The 22,359-nt window shown below is 61.7% G+C and carries 10 protein-coding genes and 1 pseudogene; 7 read left to right on the top strand and 4 right to left on the bottom strand.

The genetic code is table 11. The features are described 5' to 3' along the window. The first annotated feature begins 150 nt into the window (after positions 1–150). From ACH9D2_RS06670 to ACH9D2_RS06660, 3 genes and pseudogenes are all read left to right on the top strand, one after another. Complete coding sequence (locus ACH9D2_RS06670; RefSeq protein ID WP_396362061.1) at positions 151–1,233, top strand: IS110 family RNA-guided transposase; 1,083 nt, start codon at positions 151–153, stop codon at positions 1,231–1,233. 16 nt (positions 1,234–1,249) lie between these two features. Beyond that, positions 1,250–1,543 (top strand): annotated as a pseudogene (locus ACH9D2_RS06665) (IS3 family transposase); the annotation flags it as partial. Positions 1,544–2,314: 771 nt separating this feature from the next. Next, entirely contained in the window at positions 2,315–3,136 is an 822-nt protein-coding gene (locus ACH9D2_RS06660) for a cupin domain-containing protein (RefSeq protein WP_396362060.1), read from the top strand. A gap of 263 nt (positions 3,137–3,399) precedes the next feature. On the opposite strand, the gene ACH9D2_RS06655 is transcribed toward ACH9D2_RS06660, so the two are convergent. From ACH9D2_RS06655 to ACH9D2_RS06640, 4 genes are all read right to left on the bottom strand, one after another. Beyond that, positions 3,400–4,473 (bottom strand): IS630 family transposase, encoded by a 1,074-nt coding sequence (locus ACH9D2_RS06655; protein ID WP_396362059.1) that lies wholly within the window; start codon positions 4,471–4,473, stop codon positions 3,400–3,402. Between the two features lie 50 nt (positions 4,474–4,523). Next, complete coding sequence (locus ACH9D2_RS06650) at positions 4,524–5,957, bottom strand: hypothetical protein (RefSeq protein ID WP_396362058.1); 1,434 nt, start codon at positions 5,955–5,957, stop codon at positions 4,524–4,526. A 271-nt stretch (positions 5,958–6,228) separates the two neighbouring features. Then, positions 6,229–7,629: a lipase/acyltransferase domain-containing protein gene (locus tag ACH9D2_RS06645; RefSeq protein ID WP_396362056.1), complete on the bottom strand. Its 1,401-nt coding sequence runs from the start codon at positions 7,627–7,629 to the stop codon at positions 6,229–6,231. Between the two features lie 37 nt (positions 7,630–7,666). After that, positions 7,667–10,285, bottom strand: a complete 2,619-nt coding sequence (locus ACH9D2_RS06640; RefSeq protein WP_396362054.1) for a CHAT domain-containing protein — start codon at positions 10,283–10,285, stop codon at positions 7,667–7,669. A gap of 777 nt (positions 10,286–11,062) precedes the next feature. Here ACH9D2_RS06640 and ACH9D2_RS06635 point away from each other — a divergent pair. From ACH9D2_RS06635 to ACH9D2_RS06620, 4 genes are all read left to right on the top strand, one after another. Then, a complete protein-coding gene (locus ACH9D2_RS06635; protein ID WP_396362053.1) occupies positions 11,063–12,802 on the top strand; it encodes a hypothetical protein in 1,740 nt (579 codons plus the stop codon). After that, positions 12,795–16,121, top strand: a complete 3,327-nt coding sequence (locus ACH9D2_RS06630) for a DUF6603 domain-containing protein (RefSeq protein ID WP_396362052.1) — start codon at positions 12,795–12,797, stop codon at positions 16,119–16,121. Before ACH9D2_RS06635 ends, ACH9D2_RS06630 begins: the two co-directional genes overlap by 8 nt. 10 nt (positions 16,122–16,131) lie before the next feature. Beyond that, entirely contained in the window at positions 16,132–18,771 is a 2,640-nt protein-coding gene (locus ACH9D2_RS06625) for a hypothetical protein (RefSeq protein ID WP_396362051.1), read from the top strand. Beyond that, the coding region (locus ACH9D2_RS06620; protein WP_396362050.1) for a hypothetical protein at positions 18,771–22,359 on the top strand (3,589 nt) is incomplete at its 3' end. The genes ACH9D2_RS06625 and ACH9D2_RS06620, both read left to right, overlap by 1 nt.

The following is a 22,359-nucleotide window of genomic DNA, read 5'->3' as shown; positions in this document are numbered from 1 at the left end:
GGGAGCACCTCCGGCGAGGCCCATCGGTCTCGCCGGGACCACGTGACCCAAGAAGGGCCTGACGGGAATCCGTCTCATTACTGTCGTGTCCGGGTGTCTGGTTCGGCCGAGGGCAACCAACTGTTGCTGCTTGGCCCCAGGAGGCCCGCGATGAAAGATCCCACCAGCTCCTCGTCCCCGGTCGTGATCGGCGGGGTCGACACCCACAAGGACCTGCACATGGCCGCGGTGGTCGATACCTGCGACACCGTCATCGCCACCCAGGCGTTCTCCACCACCCGGGCCGGCTACCGGTCCCTGCTGCGCTGGATGCGCTCCTACGGGGACATCGCCCGGATCGGGGTGGAGTGCTCCGGCTCCTACGGTGCCGGGCTGCTGCGCCACCTCGAGAACGCTGGGATCGAGGTCCTGGAAGTCACCACCGGTGACCGCGCCGACCGGCGCCGGCGCGGCAAGGACGACACCATCGACGCGCAGAACGCCGCCCATGCCGCCTTCGCCCGCCGGCGCACCGTGACCCCTCGGGCACGCGATGGGATGGTCGAGTCCCTGCGCGTGCTCAAGGTCGCCCGCAAGTCCGCCATCCACGCCCGGCGCACCGCCCTGCAGTTGATCCAGATGCAGATCGTCTCCGCCCCGGACGAGCTGCGTGACCAGTTGCGCAACCTCACTCGGATGCAGCTGATCCGCACCCTGGCCGCCTGGCGACCGGACGCTACCGGGTTCCGGGATCCCGTAGTGGCCACACGGATCGCGCTGAAGTCCATGGCCCGGCGCTACCTGGAACTCCACGACGAGATCGCCGACCTCGAGCAGCTCATGCACGCCCTGGTCGAGGAGCTCGCCCCGGACCTGCTCACCCGCCCGGGCATCGGCTACGAGGCCGCGGCACAGCTGCTGATCACCGCCGGGGACAACCCCGACCGGCTCACCAGCGAGGCCTCTTTCGCCATGCTCTGCGGGGTGGCACCGTTGCCGGCGTCCTCGGGCAAGACCACCCGGCACCGACTCAACCGGGGCGGGGACCGCTCCGCCAACAGCGCCCTGCACATGATTGCGGTCGTGCGCTGGCGCCTGGACCCGGTGACGAAGGCCTACGTGGCCCGGAAGAAGGCCGAGGGCCACTCCAACCCCGAGATCCTCAGGTGCCTCAAGCGCTACATCGCCCGAGAGGTGTACTACCTCCTGCGCAACCAACAACGCCAAGCCGGACAAACCCTCATCGCCGCTTGACACATAGAAGGGCGTCAAAGGTAGTCAATTTCGAGCACGGAAATTCGTCCACGAGCTCGCCCACTACGATCTCGTGGGATCCATGGGCAGGGTCGGGGCGTGCGCCGACAACGCCGCCATGGAATCGTTCTTTGCCCTGCTTCAGAAGAATGTGCTCGACCGGCAGCGCTGGTCCACCCGGGAAGAACTGCGCCTGGCGATCGTGACCTGGATCGAGAAGACCTATCACCGCCGGCGCCGACAACGCCGTCTGGGTCGCCTCACTCCGGTCGAGTTTGAGACCATCAATCACGGCCTCCAAGCCGCCTGAAACCTATCAACCCCGAGAGTCAACGGAAGTCGGGGCAGTCCCCCGCCTACACCCTGGATTCTGAAGAGCCGGTTTTGTGGACGAATCGATTTACATACCAGCCGAGGGGGAATGCCGCACCGATAGGTGCGGCATTCCCTTCCAACTAGGTCGGCGTCTCACAAACAGTGCAGAACAGCACTAACAGCGCACGTTTAGCTCGCCGTAGACTGCTTGGCCAACTACGTGGTCACTGGCCAAATCAGTCGGCCGCTTTGGTCAACTGTTGTGAGATGTCAGTCCACTTGTCAGGACATACGGCGAGACAGTCGGGGCGATTCCGCGGATTTAGCATTCGCAACCCCAGGCTGGGTTTTCAATCTAGTTGTCACTATCTGTCCACAAACTCACTACCCAGTACCACACTCTCGCGTGCGCCAAGTTTGAAGCCGGCCAGCCCGTTATCTCGACGAGCTCCGGCCGAAACAAGCCGACTGCCACCGGGCACCACTGCTGTGTGGTGGGGGCACCACAGCATGAACTGCCCCCAGTACCGGCGACGCAGGTCCTGTCATACGCGTTGACATCGTTGTAGGTCAGTACAAGAGCACGGCTTCGCAACATTCTTGTTTCCCTGTTGCTGAGCCAGCGCACTTGGTATCACTAGGTGTTAAGGCGATGTGTTGCTCAAGGAGCCCATTGGCTGACAGTGGAGTCATCAGACGAAATTTGATTCGCAATCAAATCACAAACACCAACAACGACGCGCTCCTGGCCGAAAGGATGTGCATCATGCCTCAAAATCACACGAAGACTTTTTTACAATCAAGTCCTGACTATGTTTCGCCCGGCGGAGTCGCAGATATACGGGAACTAATCAACGTCACCGCCGGCGAGTTGACCCACGTCACCCTGCCGCCCAATAAGATTTCTCGACCAGCATATGTGCATCCGTGCTCGGAATGGTTTTATGTCGTGGCGGGAACTGGTCAATTATGGGACGGAATGTCAAGGAAGACCCTAACGTTGAGCCCAGGAACGTGTGTGCGGATTCCCCCGGGATGCCCATTTCAGTACAGATCGGGCAGCTCGTGGTTGGAGTTTGTGTTGGCCGCCCTGCCAAAATGGGAAAAGCAGTATCACCATGCGCTTCAATCCGGCGAGTGGGTGCCTAACCTCAGTGCAGAAGATGCCTTGGAGACTAATCCTGAAATAGGAATAGGCGATCCGATAGAAGTGCATCACCGCAAGTACATGCCTACTCATACGGCACCCGACGGGTCGACAATCTGGGAGCTGGGCTCGGAGGATGCTGGTGGCCTGGCCATCTGCGAACTTCCCCAGGGTCGGACCAGCAGTCCCGTCCAGCACCGCGAGGTGGAAGAGATTTGGTACGTGCTTCAGGGCCACGGTGAACTGAGCCGACGCAAGCACGGCAGCGAACTAAGAATCGTTGCGCTACGCCCCAGCACAAGCGTGTATGTGGCACCTCGTGAAACTTTCCAATTTCGCTCGACGGGCACAGGCTCCCTGGTAATACTCATCCTGACCATGCCAGCGTGGCCCGGCCCCGATGAGGCATTACCCGCTGCGCAGGGGGGAGCATGGTTGTGAAACTGAGAGTGCCCAGCAGCCCATTCGCAGGTGGAGCCATGTTCGTTCCCGACTGACGAGACCGTGACGAGGTTGTCAACGTAGCTCAGCGGCCCATCCCTTTGGTCTTTTGCCGGCGCTCCCAAATCAGTGTGAACGCGGCGCAATGCGGTGTGCGTGTCTTATGGGTCGCATCAAGGCCTACAGATTATGAGGTGCTTTATCTGTCTAATTCCATCACTCCTGGACATATTGCAAGTTACGCGGGTACTCCTCCCCCTGCCCTAGTGGCCCGTCTTTGAAGTGGTTGGGCGGTTGGCTTTCTTGAGGATCTCGGTGCTGGTCTTGGTCCACACGAAGGGGTGGCAGCGGTCGTTCAAGCCGGTGACGAAGGCCCGGATCTTTTTGTTGAGCTCGGGCACGGAGGCGACGTCGGCCCGGTGCAGGGCCTGGCGTTCGATGATCCCGAACCACACCTCCACGAGGTTCAGCCAGGACGCCGAGGTCGGTGTGAAGTGCACCTGGAACCGGGGGTTCGCCGCCAGCCACGCCTTCACCTCGGGGGTCTTGTGCACGGCGTAGTTGTCCATCACCACGTGCAGCTGCTGATCCGGGTAGGCCCGGGCGACCTGTTTGAGGAAGGCCAGGAACTCCTGGCGCCGGTGCCGCGGTTTGCACGCGGCGGTGACGTGGCCGGTGGCGATCTCCAGCGCTGCGAACAGGGTCGAGGTCCCGTGCCGCAGGTAGTCGTGGGTGCGGGCCGCCGGTTTCTCAGGCTGCATCGGCAGAGACGGTGCGGTGCGCTCGAGGGCCTGGATCTGGGACTTCTCGTCCACGCACAGCACCACCGCATTCTCGGGCGGGGCCAGGTAGAGCCCCACGACGTCGACGACCTTGGCGACCAGTTCCGGGTCGGTGGAGAACTTGAAGGTGCCCGCCCGCCAGGGGGCCACCCCGTACTCGTGCCAGGCTTTCGCGACCGTGCTGTGGTCGATCCCCAGCCGGGACGCCAGCAGGCGGGAGGACCAGTGCGTGACCCCGAGTTTCTTCGGCGGGGGCCGCAGGGTGGCGGCCACGATCGCCCGGTGGTCGATCCGCCGCGGCCGCCCTGACCGATCGTGGTCGGCCAGCCCGGCGATGCCGGCCTCGGTGTAGCGGGCCCGCCAGGCGATGACCGTGGTGCAGGTGGCCCCGACCTTCTCGGCGATCTCGGTGTTGGAGACCCCGTCGGCGGCCAGCAGCACAATCCGCGCCCGCTGGGCCAGGCCCGCCCGCACGGAGGTCGAGTGCACCAACCGCAGAAGCATGTCCCGGTCACCCTGACGCAACAGCAGCGGGGCCGCAGGATGGTTCGCCATAACCCATGATCCCACCGCATCAAGCGTTCAAGCAGTTCGTCGACGGGTCACTAGCTACGCCGCTTCACGCCGATCCGCCTCACCCTAAGACGGCGAACCTTGGACCCTTCAGTGTGTATACGTCTTCTACGGCGAGGCACTCGAATCGCATCTCCTTTGATTACCAATACGGTCGCCAAGAGTGTAAGTACCGTGAGGAGGTAGAGCAGGAGTTGAAGGCGCTGTCCCCGTGGAGCAACTATGGGCGGTTCGTTCTCACGAACAAAATTATATGCGTCGGCCGATACTGAAATCACAGTCAAGAACGTCAGGACAACTACAACGCCGTTCAGAAGCCCTTCGCGACGGGATCGCTTTTCCTGCACCTCCACCGACTGAACTTCGTACAAGACATCGATAGATTGACGCAGCAAATTATGGGTGTCATGAAGTTTTGCATGAGCAATAAATTTGGAAATATATTCACGGTCCTCGGCGCTCTCCGTGACGCGCTCCACATTACACAAGGTAACAACAGCCAACGCTATCGCTCGCAACCGATTCAGTTCATCCAATGCACGGGAATCTCGCCGCGCACCAGCATATGATTCAACTTGAGTATCGAGTTCTTCTTCGAACATTTTGAGAAAGGATTCGCCTGCCTCCTGAAATACATGTGCAATACGAATGCACTCCCAAAAGCGAGCAACCTCCGAGTCGGCGTCATCAACACCACGTGGTACCAGAATGCAAGTTGCCCACCCAAAATATAAATCGCCGTGGTACTCGAAATTTATTTTGTCATCTTCATCGAGCCCATATGCGGTCAAAAGCAATTCCAGAGTTGGCAAATCTCCTCGGGGGCATTGTATTATCCCCGTGAAACTTTTAAACAACGTCGACTCGTTGTAATCACCACTCACGCGAATCTCTGGGCCCGAGCGCAGGGTAAGATTCTGGAAGTTATCTCGGTCCTTCGAAACAACTGCACTTATGTGTTCGTCTGAAGCGTCCATAATAATCTTAGATATTTCTGGTCGATAAGCGGCGTACTCCCAACAGTTCAACATGCCTGGAATAAAACTGGCATAGGTCTGATCTGTATTTATATCTAATCGCAAGAAGGCGACGCCAATAGCATAGAAAGTGATTTCGCAACGAGAAACTTGCGTTTTACGAATAAGGGAAGCGATACGTCCATTAAACTGACCCCGAGACAACCCTGAGCCATCCATCCATCCCGTCTCCATTTCCGCCCGTTCCAGTTGCTGGAGGCTTTCTTCACGCCATCTATCTAGTAAATTGGGCGAGTTAGCCATAAGATCAACGTTAGTTCCGTTGCCTAAGGGGTTTTTAAGTCCGACCCACCCAATATCGGGGTCAGAGTTTCTGCCGTCCGTTTTGAAGCTCTCATCCCCCAACCCAAATGAGCGGCCCACATCGAAAGCAGATACAATACTTGCGCAGATGACGCCTTCCTCTGCCCAACCTTCCACGTCAATCATTCCTTGCTCCTCTAATGGTGTGGAACTATACTTATATTTTTTTGGTGGATGTAATAGCACACGGACGGACACGACAACAACAATCCCCTGCAGCCACCCCCTCCGAACATTGCTCCATTCGAGCGAGGAGCGGCATCCGAAGGTGACCGCTTTGACCGTGCACATCCTTCGTTGGTTCCCGATACGGGCACTCATATGCTGTCCGGTACTCATGTACCCGGGTACCAATAGGACTAGCCAGGCTATGTGCGGTTCAAATGCGCCGGAGTTTCTACCGTGGGGCACAAACCACCAGGTCGCTGACGGGTTCGACTTCAGCTGTTCCGGAGAGTGTCATGCGATAGAGGCCGGGACCCGGGTTTGGGATATCTATTTCGTTGGGTCCGTCAACAGCCTGTATCGAGTCCACAATTGGTGGAACACTGACTGAGCCGTTATCGTTGGAGGTTTTCGCTGTTTGAGGGGTTGCCAGTTGCTCGAGGCGATAATCTATTCTTGCGGTGCCGGTCGAGGGCGTCACGGTGACATGGATGGGTTCATCGACTGGATAGATGTCGCGTAGGTCAACTTCGAGCCGGACAAGGCCTCCTGCCTTGAAGTTGTCCAAGTTGGTGCCGGAGACCCAGCCTCGCAGCTGGGTGAGAACATCACCCGCGTTCTGAAGACTGGAGTGGCGTGTTGCTGCGAATTTTGCGGCAGAATCGTCCGATATTTCCAGGGGGGTCGCTGCCACTCGGGGTACGGTTCCATCCCCCCCCCAGTCTCCTGAGGCGTGGGTCATCGACATGGAGAGTTTGCCATTCTGCAGTTGCGCCGCCTGCATGGTGGGATGTTCAATTCCTATGACACTATGAAGTCGGTATCGGCTGTTTTGATACTCCTCCAGTTGCCCGTTTGCCGTGACCGCTTTGTCTATTTCATCGTGGAATGTCCGTGCTGACTGCACTGATTTAACATCAAGATTTTTGATTTGGGATGCGACGTCGGTCGGATATGCAAGTTTTGCGCTGCCGGTGTCGATGCAGGGATAGATTGGCAACAACTGGTACACGGAGGGAAATGACCTGACTAGGTCGGTAAGGTCAACCAGGCCGTAGAGTTTTGTAATGCCGTTGGCAAGTGCGTCTAAGGCGTTGAGAGAACCCCGATGCGGTGTGCCGAAGGTGATGAGGGCTCTAGTGTCGCGCCAGCCTTGCAAAACTTCCAAATAATAGCGTGCGACTAGTCCGCCCATCGAATGTGCAACTAGCACGACTTTGGCTTGAGGGTGTCCAGTACGGTAAGCCGTGAGCCATCGGTGAACCTTCTGGAAAAGGTCATGTGCCGCTATCCTATTGTCGAGACGCCAATCATAGGGGAATTCGAAGTAGTTCTCACCTGGTTTTGCTTTCAGACGTTTTATAATGTAATCAGCGACTTTGCCGTATCCATCTATTTTCCATAGTCCCGGAATCAAGTGGGCGTCCGGCGCAATGGCACTTGCAGTCACTCCATCGTCGGGCCGGTCCTGAATTGACATTGTGGGCTCGACTTTCAAGCTCTGTAAGCTATTCCCGCCTGTAAACAGCGCCCTTAGGCCTGCTGCTGCGGTCAAGCCAAATACGTCCTTGCCATCTTTTGTTAGAATGCTTCCTGTGATGCCGGGCAACAGAACGTAGACATTTTGACTCATCGGGATCCCCCTGAAATCGTGGACTGCGCACTTATTGCTACTCAGTGCTGTATGCGGTGATGCCAGCCCAGGACCATACGTTTTCAGGATCCGCATCCAGCATAAGTTGTTGCGTTTTTTGATAGGCCAGCAGCGGTGTGTCACCTTGCAGGCGCTTCTGGTGCCAAGTCACCATAAATTGGCGAGCCACATCTTCTTTGGCTTGCGTAATGCTGACCAGCACTGAGCGCGCTCCGGCCTCAAGAAAGGAGGCCGTCAGGCCCAGCGCGTCGTCACCGGATAGATCAACTCCGTGTGCGCTATGAGGGCGCCATCCGGTGCTACAGGCACTGAGAACCACTTCCGGGAAATCGCAACGTCTCCCCATGAGTTCCCCGGCATCAAGCTTGGACGATGTCAGAATCAACCCAGAAGCTAGCGGCTCCTCGGCGTCTAGGTCGCCGTGGCAGGTAACGTGCAACACGGCGTCTGCCGCCTTCGGATGGGTGAGCAGTTTTTCCAAGGCTGTTGCGGTGGCCTCCGCACCCCTCAGCGTAGGTGCGACGACTCTGTTTCCGTAGAGATGCTCAAGCTCGAGGAGCTCTTCACCAGCTTGCTCGAGCGGCTTGTAAAGCGATCTTTGGTCATAGACGGGGTCGCCGATGAGTGCGACCGAGGGATTGGTGACATGAGCATCATCCAGTCGGGTCAGGACCGTGAGATTGGGGACAACTCCCACTGCGGCTGTTTCAAGCAGGCGACGGCCATGGAACGACATGGTCGACCAGGGCAGCAAGTGCAGGACACCGTGAGGAACCACGAGAATCTTCGTATGGCTGGTCAATGCGTCCCTGACTTCTTCGCTCAAAAGGTCGTCAAGGGAGAGGTCCAATTCAAGGGATAGGTCATTCAGGTAGTGGTCGGGGTCGAGTCGATGCAGGTTGCTGACGTACACGCTTAGCGCATCGGTGGTTTCGTCATCAATCTGCCTTTCGCCGGCAATAACACCATGAGCACCCAGCAGAGCTGAGACGACCCTGTTGTCACGCATGTAGAAGACAAGAGCCACGCGATCAGAGGCACCAAGCGCAGCAGAAGTCGCTGCCACGTCCACTTCGGGCGGTTCCGTGACGGTGCGCCAGCGGGGATCGCGAAGACGGATCCGTTCAAGTATCGACCGTCGATTTTCAAGCAACGTTGTCCTTGCGCGCACCTGGTCGGCTGTTGCTTCCTTCATGTGCATCGCGAAGGAAAGCGCATCGATCCGATGAGAAATTTGGTCAAACTCCGCCGCTTCTGCATCCTCGCTGAGCCCTTGCCGAGCAGGATGGCTCAAGACTGCAGACAGGGCGCGGGCCTTGACCATCTCCATGAACCAGACCGCAGCCCGGGCGTCGCCGACATTCAGCGCATGATCAAGTGCCTGTTCCATCATCGGCAACTTGTCCCTCACGAAGGCGGTGTCCAAGGTGTAGCCCATAGGGGCCAGTCTCATGGTGTCCGCCGCTATGGCCGCCAGCCGAAACTCAGCCAGGGCTTCGTCGGATGAACCACGACCTCGGAAGGCGATAGCCCTACGCCAATGCAGTCTCCAACTAAGATCGAGGTCCGGGTACGTGTCTTGATCGGTCAAACCTTCAGCTGTGCGCGCCAAGGCATCATCAAAATCTCGCCGCTTCACCGCCAAGTCGGCCTGCAAAAGACACAGAGCCCCACGCCGTGGCCGCATCAGGCCATGGCTGAAAAGTGGAGCCACCTCGTTGAGCAATGTTTCAGCGACCTGTAGGTCGCCCGTTCTCATTGCAATGGCGGCCAGATGGAAGTCAACGCCACCAGGTGCGTATTCATCGACGAACGGCCGGGCCTCCTCGAACTCTGCCCAGGCTGTATCGTAATCTCCCAACTTGTAGTTCATACGAGCTCGGCCCTGGAGCACTTCGTAGTACAAACGACGCGTACCCAGAGCGTCTTCACCAACTGTTGCTGTGCCACCCCGAAAAATGTCGTCAAGTTGCTGTTCAAGGGCCGCCGCCACGGCCTCGGGCGTGGGAGGGCCATTAACAAGATGTTCGGCCACCAGACCGTTCGCCTCTTCCAGCGTTGAAAGGGCGCGATCGTAGTCATTCAGCCACTCGTAGAGGTTGGCCGTTTGGACAAGTGTCTGCGCCGCATCTACTTTGCGGTTCGCTGTGCTGAACGCGTGGTAAGACTCGTGAAGCCCCATCAGGGCATCGTTGAAGCGTCCAGCTCCAGCACTTACAAGGGCCTTGGTCCGTTTAAAACTTGCCATTGCCGCACCTGAAAAATGGGCTTCGGCAAGCTGATCAGCCTCCTCACGCAACGCTTTAGCCTTTGTTGGATGGCCTGCTGCTTCGGCATAGTCGCCACACATGTAGAGCTGCTGTACCAATGGAACTGCAACTGTCTGTACATCGAAACTTCCGGGCCAGGTGTCCTCGTAGGAGATTGTGGCCTTGAGATGTTCTCGCCCGCGAGCCAAATAGTCTTCACATCGTTCAGGGAGGAGCCGCCCATTGTGATCGAACATGCGCTGAAAGCTCTCGTACGCAGCAGATCGAATCTCACTGATTCGCACCAATGCGAGTTGCCGGTGTCCCACATCGCTCATGACGTCCTCTACAGGGTGAATGCTTTTAAGATGCCTGTCGACATCCATGCTCATTACTTAGCCTCAACCGCAATCCACGTTGCCAGTCCCCGGGCCGCCCCCCTCCCATGGCCCTTGGGTTTGGCGGCAGGATGGTTGTCTTCCACGCTCCACTGGCCCCGGGATGGCTACGCTGTGGGGCCTCGAATTGCAACGGACGAAGTGGATCCGACACTAGATCCGATTCTCACAACCGATCCCAATCGTGAACCGATCCACGGGTTCCCTTGTTACGGACTGAGCAAGTTGACTCTTCCATGGTGCCCACCTAGCGCAGAGGTCAAGGATGGCGGGCCGAAAGTACATCAATCTGAGACGAAGTGCCCGTAACTTACGGTTCCTGTCTGGGCATGAGGCTCCGTGACGGTCAAGATAGACATGTAGGTGCCAGGCCGATCAGTGTTCGTGAGTCGAATGGTTGTGGCCACCACTACAGTACCGCCGTGTCAGTTTTAGTCCTGCCGACGGGATTTGTGCTCTGTCCTGCTTGGAGTTCTTTATGACATCGTTATCGGTCGTGGATCGAAGCTGCTTTTCGACGCTTCGATGGGAGCACTATCAGAATCGGGGATTGGGGCCCGCTTTTTGCCCGAGAAGGAATAATCCCACTGAACACCCTGCGATGGGGTGAAGATGGCCCATCTGACGCCTCAGATAACGCAGAGGAGGGCGAAGACTATGACTTGGACGGGGGATGCATGTCTTCCATTCAACAATAGCGTTCTGACGGAGGCGTTACGGACTCAATCGAACTACGCCTCCACGGTCGATAAGTGGTTTCGCTGGTTGAGCCAAAAGAGCCGTCACGACGAGCCCTCTAATGGTGAACAGCTGCTTCTGTGGCAGCTTATTCGCTTGGGTTGCCAGTATCGTGAAGAAAACGGCAGATGGCACTCTCTGCCGAAAGATGTCATGCCGACCGTCAAGCAGATGAATAAAGTTATTGATCAGGAAAAATTCACGGGTTTTGAAGCGCGTGTTGAGGGCCAGCGGAAAAGGGTTGAGGAGTCTGCTAGGGCGTTGGTCCTGACACTCGAATCAGAGCCGGTGCGTGTTGCCCTAGAAAATTTGCGGGCAGCAAAAGATGAAAAGCACTTAGAGTACGTTGCGCAACTCGCCGAGGGCTTGTCAGGCTCGCACGTGGGAATGCGGTACATGATAAAGGCACTGCAGGTCGATGAATCACCGTTGCCGGTGCTTCATCCAAATCAGTTGGCTAGTGTGCCACCACCAGCGCCAGACGCTCTGGCAGCCAGCAGGGTGGTCGTGAAGTCGGCTGGGAGGATCATCCTCAACGTACTGCCAGCTCTATTGAATCTCGAGAGTGAAGAGAAGTTCAGGGAATTCAATAGAGCTTTCCTTGCCATATTCGCACCAGCTGACGTATTGGACGCCGTGGGCGGCGACGACATCCGGGTGCAGGTCGACGTTGCTCGTGACTGGTTTTCGAAGCACGCCGCATGGTTCGGAGAAATCAAAGAGGCGACTGCTGTTGCTGTCTTCGTGTTCGATGCCATCAAGGTCACCGCGGCTGTCCACAAGGTCCTAGCGGATCCTAGTGCGGAAAATGTGGCAGGGCTTGCCAAGGCTTCCACCGAGTTGCTTTCATCGGCAGGTAAGTACGGAGGCGTTATCGGCCATACACGCATGCTAGCCAGCCGGCAATTCCTGAACATCCTCACCAGATTAAATGCAATTTATGACATTGCTATGGGTCTTGGAGCAGCTTATCGGGGCCTGGATGCTTTCACGGCAGGGGATTACAGCGTCGCGGTTGGAGAGGGGATGCAGTTCTTGGGGCTCACTGGCGGTGCAGTGGCCGCAGTTTATACGGTAGCGGCTGGGGCCGCGGCCGTGCCGGTGCTGAATGTGGTTGTGATCAGCGGCGCGGTTTTGGCATTCGCGGGAGGTCTCATGGTCTCCATGACGCGAGATACTGGGTATGAGCAGTGGTTGCAGAACTGCTGGTTCGGCACCAATTGGGCTAAAACCCCAGTGGGCGCCAGTCCGGAATCACCGTTTTATAGGGCAAAGAGAGTCGACGAGACGCCGGACATGGAACGGCAGGTGTCGTATTGGATTTCCATGATTCATCCAGTCCAGCTCACGATTGAAAAGACGGCTTCCGCCAACGTCTACACCGTGCAGTGCGATCCCTTTGTAAACGGACCTCCGCTCCTGGCTTACCGCGGGTCTCAAGTCGCGATATGGCGTATTGATCGCATGGATACCTTCCCAGAGTCGTACCGGGCAGTGAGAATTTATGGACCTGAGCCTGTGGAGGCCGTTCCGGCCTTGGGAGGAATATCGATTTTCGGTCCAGGGGACGATGACCGCCTGCGCGGGTGGCGAGGGACCATTGACATGCAGACGGTTCTCACAGATCACTGGATCGAAGTTCAACTCACGATGCCCACGGCCCGCCCCGGTGATCTGTCGGCGGTTCTGAGCCCTGATATGGGGGGTATCAATCTTCCTCTGGTGAGTACTACTCGCGCACCTGTGGAAAGGTCTGACAATGGCTGAGCAACGCAAGCAGGACACTGTTCAGCGTCTGGTGCGCGAAGTGGCCGAGGCGCTGACGCCTTTGGCTGATGCAGTGACGCGTTCCCCGATTCCCGCGGGGTTGGTCAGCCTCCTTGCCGAGGCTGGTGTCGACGTCCCCGGGCTTGGACTGTCAGCCGATGAGCTGACGGAGGCCTGCCAGCGGTTCCGGGAACCGCTTCTGTCCTTAGTGGAACTGATGCGCGCGCCGGATGCAGGTGCAGATCAAATCGTTCAACTTGTGCGATCGGTCGTCATGGCCGTTCGATCCCTCGACTCGGGCGGGTCGTCCGGGACGAGCGTCGAGGTCGCTTCCGAACGGCTCCTGTCCTTCCTAATCTCCGATAGCATGCGGGTTCGCCGACCGCGGATTTATGCGCTTCTGAGGTTGCTGGGGTCCATGGCCGAGCCATCGTCCGACGACTACAGCGGTTTTGGGCCCCGGATCGAGACCGAGCGTTTTGCCATGCTCCTGCGGGATTCGAACGGGTTGCTGGCTCGGAGCCATGGTTGGGGAGGCGAATCACTGGACTATCGGCTGCTCCTGGATCGTGTGCAGCAACTCCTGCTCCTGCTCGGCTTTCCCTCGATCCCGAAGGCTCCAGATGAGCATGCTTCGGCGGCCCTCGGAGCGGATCCTGAGGTGGCACCGAGTCCGAGTTTGCGCATTTCCATCGCAAATGTCGCCCGAGGCGATCAGCGCGAGGGAATCGGGTTGGAGATCGCGCCCCTGCACCGATCCGGGACACCGGATGCCGTGATCATCCTGCCGGTCGGCTTTGGAACCGGAACCGGGCGCTTCTCTCTCGATGACCACTGGGAGATCCGGGTCGAATTCGAAGGCGAAGCGACTTCGAAGTATGCACTTGTCCTGTCCCCCGGGAATATCAAGGGTGTCGCGCTCGATACAGACGCGCTCGACCTGCGCCTGAAACTCGGCATGACCATCGGTCGGGACAGACCTTCGGGGGAAAGCCGCACTCTGCTGCGCGGTCCGGCGGGAAGCAGCATCGAGGTGGGCACGCTGAGCCTTCAGGCTTACGCGTCGTCCGACCCGCCGGACATGGGAGTTCGGTTGGCCGGTAGTGACTGGCGTCTGGTTTTCGTACCAGATCGCGGCGACGGCTTCCTCACTTGCCTTCTTCCGCAAGACGGGTTGCAGGTTGCCTTCGCATTGGGCGTGGGGTGGTCCCGGCGCCAGGGGCTTCACATAGTTGGCGGTGGAGGCCTACGCGGTGTCATCCCAGTACAGGCGCAACTAGGGCCCATCCACCTAGAAGGGGTTTCTGTCGCCGTCGAGGCCGGCTCCAGTGCCAGAGGCGAGGAAGTACGCGGGATCGCCACGTTGAGTGGGCGTGTGGGGCTCGGTCCCTTCAGCGCTTCGATAGAAGGCATCGGTGCGGGAGCGGCTCTTGCGTTCAGGGATGGAAACCTCGGTCCCCTGGATCTGTCCCTCCGGTTCATCCCGCCGACAGGTCTGGGTCTCACCGTTGAGGCGGGACCGGTGCAGGGGGGTGGGTTCGTCAGCTTCGACGAGGTCGCCGGTCGTTACGCGGGTGTGCTTGATCTCGAGCTGGGGGTCATCGGTGTTCAGGCCATCGGACTGCTCGATACCAGAATCCCTGGACAGGCACGAAGTTTCGCCCTGCTGGTGTTGCTCCGGGCCTCGTTTCCTCCGATCCAGCTCGGCTTCGGTTTCGCGCTGTCGTCGGTCGGCGGCCTGCTGGCCCTCAATCGCCGGATCGACGTCGATGCGCTGCGCGAACGCATGGCTACGGGCACTGCAGGGAGGATCCTGGCGCCGGAGGACCCGGTGCGCAACGCGCCCTTGTTACTTGCCGACATGGGGGTAGTGTTCCCGCCTGCCGAAGGCGTGGCCGTAGTCGGTCCGACCCTGCGATTGTCCTGGGCTGAGCTGGTGCAGTTCGATATTGGCGTGTTCCTGGAACTGCCCGGGCCTCGGAGAATCGTCCTGCTGGGGTCCGCACGCGCTGCCGTGGAGAACCCATCGGGGGGCCGTCCATACCTGCAGATCCGCCTCGACATCCTTGGCGCGGCTGACTTCGCCCAGCACACGGTGGCCTTCGACGCGGTCCTCATCGACAGCCACCTGCTGGAGGTCCTGGACCTTACCGGAGGAGCCGCGTTCCGGCTCTCCTGGGGCACCGAGCCCTACGTCGTGCTCACCGTGGGAGGGTTCCATCCCGCCTACTCGCCTGCGCCGCTGGCCTTCCCGGGCAGTCTCAGTCGAGTCGCTATGGTCCGGGGCGCCCCGACCGATGTGCTCTACCTGCGCTTTGAGGGTTACTTCGCCATCACGACGAACACCCTGCAGTTCGGCGCCAGTGTCGAGGTCGTCATCAATTTAGGCAACTTCAACATTCGGGGCTTCCTGGGCTTCGACGCCCTCATCCGCTTCGAGCCGGTGCACTTCGAGTTCGCCATCGAAGCCTCGGTGAAGGTCCGGTGGAAGAAGCACAACCTCGGTGGCCTGCAGCTACGGGGGAGGCTGTCCGGGCCCGGCCCTATCGTCTTCCATGGCAGGGTCTGCTTCGAAGTTCTCTGGTTCGACATCTGCTTCGAAGAGACCTTCACCCTGGGCTCTCCCAGCCCACCGGCCGTCACACCGGTCCCATCGGCGTTGGTGGAACTGGTGCGTGAGCTGGAGGATCCTGGCAACGTCCGCCCCGTGGACGCCGTTGATCCCTGGGTGGTGGTGGAGCCGGCTCAAGGTGCGTCGTTGCCTGTCATCTCGCCCTTAGGGCAAGCTGTTTGGAGCCAGGAGCGGGCACCGTTGCGCCTGTTGCTGCAACGCTTTGAAGGCGCGCCTCTCAGCCAGTCCGAAACAGTGAGCGCCGCGGGCCCGCAGGTGACCGGGGACGAGGTGGATTGGTTCGCCCCGGGCGGTTTCACCGAACTCACTGACGCGGATGCCCTTCATCGACGCGCTTTTGAACGGCTCACCGCCGGGGTCCGGCTCGGGGTCACCGGAACGGATGAGGGACTGTCCGCCCAGCTCGAGGTCAAGGTACGCGTCATCCGGCTACCCGCACCTGGCAGTGTGGGAAACGCCCTCAGCTTACCGGCATGGGTGCTACGGGCAGCTGCCGGGCGCACGGGTGCGGTTGAGCGCGACGGTGTCGTCCCGAAGCTCGCGGTCCGCGACGAGGAGTGGGCCCTGCACTCGGGGGCTGCCGTCACCGCCGGACTGTCACAGGCTCAGGCGCACCAACTGTCCCGGGCTGCGGGCGGTGGTGCAGCCGTGGCCGTGACCGACCTCGTCAGCTCCATGGCGTTCTAAGGAGTACGAAGTGGCCGATCAAAAACTGATCTTTCACGGGTGGAAGCGGGAGCGGATCGCGGGGCTCGCCACCGGAACACAGGACGGCAGGGCCCGCGTTGAGACGGAGGTGACGCTGACCGGGACAGCGGTGTCCGGTACTACCACCGGCAGTCACTCACGTCCCGTGCGTTTCCTGCTCGGCGGGCCGGCTGACGTGACAGCTCTGGCGCCGGCGTCGATCACAAGGCGCTATCCCTCACCAGGAGCACCCGACCACGAATCCGACCGCTGTCCCTACGTCGAGCTCGCCGACCCCAGCCTGCCCTGGCGTTACACCCCGGCCCCGAAACCGGCGGCAGGGACCGGTTCATTGCATCCTTGGTTGGTCCTGGTCGTGGGCTTCGAGAACGACGAGGTGATCATCGCTGGCAAGCACGTGACACTCAGCCCAGCGGTCCAGGCCGCACATCCCCTGGGAGCGGCAGGGGACCCGTATCCGTGGGGTCATGTGCAGGTGGACGCCGAAGGCCGTCAGGTGGCCCGGGTGCTCTCCGGGCGGCCATTGGAAGCGGGCACTGCCTACGTGGCCGTTCTCGTGCCCGCGTTCGACGAAGCGGGGCAGAAACGGTGGAACGGCACCGGCCCGGTTACCGTGCCTGCGTACGACCACTGGCGGTTTCACACCGCGACGCCCCCGGGCAGTTTCGAGGACCTGGCTGCCATCCTGAAGCCAGGTGCCGTCCCCGATGGCATAGGCCGCGCTCCCCTCGTTTACCCGCGGCTCCCGGACGGCAGTATCCTCCAGGTCCGCGGCGCTCTTTCCCCCCTGGGTGTGGGCGATGATCCTGTGCCGCAGGAAATCTCGGCGGATCTGGGCAAACTCCGAACGCCTGCCAGAGACGATGAGGGGCGACCGATCATCGGGCTGCCACCGTACGGGGAGGTTTGGCGTGCGGCAGCCCTCGACGAAATGCGCTGGGAGAAAGAGCTCAATACCGACCCCCGGCACCGGGGCATCGCCGGGCTTGGCCTCGAGATCGGCCTTCGCCTGCAGGAGGAGTTGTCCGCTGAGGCCAGCGCGTCTCTGGGCGCACTGGCGGAAGCCCGCCAGCGTATCCGGGATCTCGTCATGGGTTTGCACGCCGCAGGCCTCCTGTGGCGGCGACGCCTCCCCGAGGATCCTTTGGATGCGCTGTGGTTCCTCGGCCCCGCGTTGGGCCGCGTTGTCACTCCCGAAGGAAGCGTCGCCGAGCTGGCAACGGCCCCTGACCGGGCCTTGCCCGAGGGGATCTTTTCGACTGCGGCGCGGCGGGCGCTGCGGGCGGGAACGGCGCGCACCAGCGCCTTAAAGGACGGGCCCGTCGTCCCGAAAACCGTCCTGGCGGCGGCCAATCGCTGCCCACCGCCATCGGAGCGACGAGGCGAGGGGATTCCGCTGGGCGAGCTGGGCATCGACATCCGTGACCTCCTCGAGCGAGTCCGCGCGGGTGCGGCGGGGGGGAGGCTGGACTATGGTGCCATCGTCGACGGCGCTCATGAGCTCGCTGAGCTGGCAGCCAACTCGCTGTTGCGCGAACTGGCCTTCGGGATAGTCAAGCGCTTTGGCCACTCTGCGAAGGATGGGACGCCCGCCCCATGGGTGGACGGCTTGGCGTTGCTCATCTCCGCGGCTTCTGTGAACCCCGACGACATGGAGGAGGTCGACCGTCTCGCCGAGGTCATGCGGTCGTTCCTCGATCGGTATCCGGAACCGGCCGGTGAGCAGGACCTTTCCCGCCTAATTGCGGACATCGATGAACCACAGCCGGAGGATCCCGCGTGCCGGCCGGTCGATTTGGGAGCTCTGGCAGCCGGGGTACTGGCCGCATTTGATCCCACCCGTGATGACAGTGCCGCCCGGACGCGGGTGCTGGCGACGATCGATGGCCTGGATCCGCGCCAACCACTGGCACCTCCGGAGTTCTGTGTAGGACTTGACAGGCCCGTGTGGGCGGACGTGGAGGAGGCGTTCCCGGAGTGGTTGCTGCCCGGCGCCGCTGCGCTGCCGGAGGACTCGGTCATCGCCGTCGAGACCAACCCGCGGTTCGTCGATGCGTTACTCATCGGGCTCAACACCCAGGTCCTGGGCGAGTGGCGTTGGCGCAACATCCCAGTCGCCACGGGTTGCACGCCGTTGCGCGTGTTCTGGGACCGCGCGGACACGGGCAACGGCGCCCGGCTGGACGACATCACAGGCGTCGCCGCATGGGCGGACGCCACCTCCCTCGGCGACCCTGAGCACCGCCCACCAGGGATTGCCGGACGTGACCTCGTCGTGCTCGTGCGCGGACAGCTGTTCCTGCGTTACCCGGCCACAGTCGTCTATCTCACACCTGTGCACATGGCAGAAGGAACGGCTGACTTCGAGGTTGACCCGGACCCGGCAGCGCGCATCCTCCCCACCTTCCAAGGACGCATCGGAGCGGACATGAGCTTCTTCGGGTTCCAGGGGGTCGAACCCGAGCGGGTACTCACGCACTGGATCGTCTTCGAGGAACCCCCAGCCGGTTTCCGTTTCGCCAACGACAAGTCCAGCGCGGGAGAACCCCACACATGGGCCACAAAAGCCTTCGTCCCACCGGTGCGGGTGCTCATTCGCGGTGACCGGCTGGCCCCGGGGAGGTCCTGATGAACCAGATCGCTGTGCTACTTCCGGTACGGATTGAAACGCGGTTCAAGCCCGGGCGCCTGCTCGTGCGCGTCATTCCCGATGAGCTGTGGTTCACGCGGCACGATGTCCGGGTGTCCGACGGCGAATTGACGGTGTTGGGACGCTATCTGTGGGCGGCCGAAGATGCGGATGACCAACACCGCGCACAGGCGTGGCATGAGTTCACAGACCAGGTGGGCGGACCACGCGCGGTGTACCTGATCCGCAAATGGGTCACGACAAACCACGACGGGAAATCCATTGTCCGGCCACCTGCAGCAACGGAAATACGGGACGACCCCACCTTCCCGCGCATTCAGGGGTTCCCACAGGCGCTCACCGTCTGGCTGGCCCGGGGCGGTGAAGAGCCCGTCGCGGTGCTCACGCTGACCGTAGACCGCGGCCGGATACTGGCGGACTTCCCCGACCCTGACGTGCCCGACGATCACCGCTGGTGGGAGGACTGGTCAGAAGCCGTCAGCGCCGGTCTGGCGGGAGAAATTGCCCTTGACGGCGATCCAGAGGACATCCACGCGCTCTACGTCACCGGGCTCGGTGACGGTGAACCGGCTGAACTTTTCCGAAGCCACGCAGAGGAAGGAAAACTGGGACTCTTGGCGCCCGGTACGGCAACGAACACCGTCGACGGGGCGCCGGCTGCCTCTCTGGACACGGACCCAGCTCTGTGGTGGGAGATCCTACAATCCGCTACGGGCGAGACGGACCGCGCCGTGTCGCTCGCCCTGACCGGCGATCCCGAAACTTTGGGTCACCTGCCAGGCGGTGGAAACCCCCACCAGAGATGGAACAGCGCCATGGTCTCGGGCCTGTGGCCGGCCCTGTGGGGCTTCGCCGCCCGGGACCTCTGGGCCCTGCCCCGCGAGGCGGACGATATGCCGTTCTGGGCCCGTCAAGCACTTTTCCCGGAAGGGCCGTTCCCCGCTCTGCGGGTAGGCCAACAACCGTACGGCCTCTTGCCGACCTCTGTTCTGTCCCGGTGGGTTCCCGACCGGGAGGATCCACCCGCCGAGGTCGGTCTGTTAGACCGTCTGCGCGTCTTGCGGGAGATCTATCGCACCGCAGCCGAGAGGCGTGGAACCGCCGACGGCGCCACGACGGAGCACCTGCTGGATCTCATCGGTCAGGTCCCGGTCTCCCCGGTGTTGCGGCACCGGAGGGCATGGCCTCTGGACCAGTGGTGGTTCCTGTTGCTCCTGTCCGGGTTCGGGCTGTCCTGGAAGGAGTTCGACCGTGCATGGCGGAAGCACTACGCAATCACCGCCAGGATGGGGCTACATCCGGCGCGCCGCTACGGAACCGTCTCCGCCTCACAGCGGCTCGCCCTTCCCCCTGTTGTCCCGGAAACGTTGCCTCCCAGCCAGACCGTGGGGGGCGCGCTCCGGTTGCTTGTCAGCTTCGCCCGTGAAGCCCCTTCAGTCTACGCGCGCACGGAAACCATCGATGTGAAAGTGCTGCAGTTCCCTGCCGACAGTCTGTTGCTGCGATTGGCGATTCGCTCCCTGCAGGTCGCCATCGGTGACCGCGGACGCGCACTGCTCGGGGAAGAACCCCCATCACCGGAACCGCTGGCCCGGGACACGCAAAAACCAGGTCGCCTGGAAACCTGGATCAAGAACGTGAAGTCCTCTGCGCTACAAGACGGAACCCCCGAAGCGCAGCGCTTCCGCCTGGTCGTCGACGGCTTGGAAACCCTCGCCGAACTCATCGATACGGACCCTGACCGGGCCGGTCGCCTCCTCACGGCCACCGTCGACACCGCAGCCTTGCGCATCGACCCGTGGCTGATAGGGCTCCCGGGCCGCCGACTGCAGCAGCTGCGCGAGGCGGGTGCACCCGCCGGGCTTGGCGCCTACGGATGGCTCGACCGTCCCCGCCCGGGATCACCCGGGCCAACGGCCGGTGGACTGGTGCACGCGCCCTCACCCGAACAAGCGCTCACCGCCACCATCCTCCGCGACCGCGCCGTGAACGACACGAGCGATCACCGGTGGGACCTGGATTTCACCTCCCGGAGCGTCCGTGAGGCCGATGCCGTGGCCGAGCAGGTCAGGGTGGGGGCCCACCTCGGTGAAGCCCTGGGGCGCGAAGTCGAACGCATCGTCGCCGCGCCGGCGGCTGTGGCTCGACTCCGCCGAGACTTTCCCCTGCTCCGCCCCGATCTTCCCCTGCGCCCCGAGCACGCGCGCAGACGCGTCTGCGACGGCTTGGCCGTGCTGCACGCTGCCCCGGCCACCCTAGGCCTCGACGCGCAGTCGCTCGAGCAACTCGAGCGGCTGCGCACGGCCCTCGACACGTACAGCGACGCCCTGGTCGCCGAAGCCGTCAATCACGTCACCCACGGCCGCGCCGACGTCGCGGGGGCCGTCATGGATGCCGCCGCCGGCTTGTCCCGCCCCCCGCACCTGGGAGTGCTTCGCACACCGCGAGAGGGACGGGCAGTGACGACAAGCGTGGTCCTTGTCCTGCAAGACGTCGCCGCACCCGAAGAACCCGCCACCGACCTGGAAGGGGCCCTGCTCAGCCCCGCGTCCCTGGCAGACCCAGCCGCGGCGGCCTGGCTGAACCGCCAGCTCGGCGGCCCAACCGACTGGACCTTCGCTGTGACCGCAGTGGATGAGAAAGGAACCGCCACAGGCTCCCCCGTCTCCGTGACTGTCGCCGACCTCGGTCTGTCCCCCGCCGACGCTGTGGCGTTGCCGCTGGCCGATCTGAAACGGCTGGCCGCCCAGGTCGGGGCCGCCACCCTGGGGCGCGAGGAGACGCAGGTTGCCGTCATCGGTGGCGACGCCGCCCGCAGGTACGAGGCGTCGGTACGACTGGTGACCCTCATCGGGCGCCGCCCCGCCGGCCCGGACGCGGTCGCGGACAGCGCCCACGACGACGTTGACCTCCGGCAGACCAAAACAGACCTGCTGAGCCGCTATACGCGACTACGCGCGACCGCGGCACTGCTGCGCGAGCAATTGGATGCGCAACTGGCCAAGACCGCCCCGGACGGCACCCTGGGCACCGCCGACGCCACAATACTGACCCCACTTGTGCTCGCAGCCCGCGCCTGGGGTGTGGCCCCCGACCCTCCCCTGCCACCCCAGGAAGACCCCACCGTGTTGCAGGAGCGGCGTCTGACCACCACCGCCGCACGGGCCCGCGACCTCCTCAGAACGCGGGCCGAGGCTGCACCGGCCACGGAAGCACCACCTGCCGGTGGACCGTCTCCCGCTGCCGCCCTGGGCCAAGACGATCTGATCGACGCGCTGACCGCCTTGGTGTCCCCCACCGGGCAACTGGCCATCACCAGCCGGCTTCCACAAACGGCCTTGCCCGCCCTCACCCCCGATCCGGCACTGACAACGGACTGGTTGCCGACCATCTCCGCGGCACGGGAGACTCTGGCCCGGATCGATGTCCAACGACTGGCGACCGCGACCGCTGCTACGTCCGGCGATGCACTGGCGCTGTGGACCAACAAGCCCGGTGATCCCTGGCAGAAGAACTTCTCTGACACCCGGGGCATGGTCGTGGCGTGCACCGACCCTGCCGTCGACC

Origin of the sequence: Kocuria rhizosphaericola, from assembly GCF_044462205.1 — a bacterium.
Classification (GTDB): Bacteria; Actinomycetota; Actinomycetes; order Actinomycetales; family Micrococcaceae; genus Kocuria; species Kocuria rhizosphaericola.
This window is presented reverse-complemented; position numbering and strand designations above follow the sequence as displayed.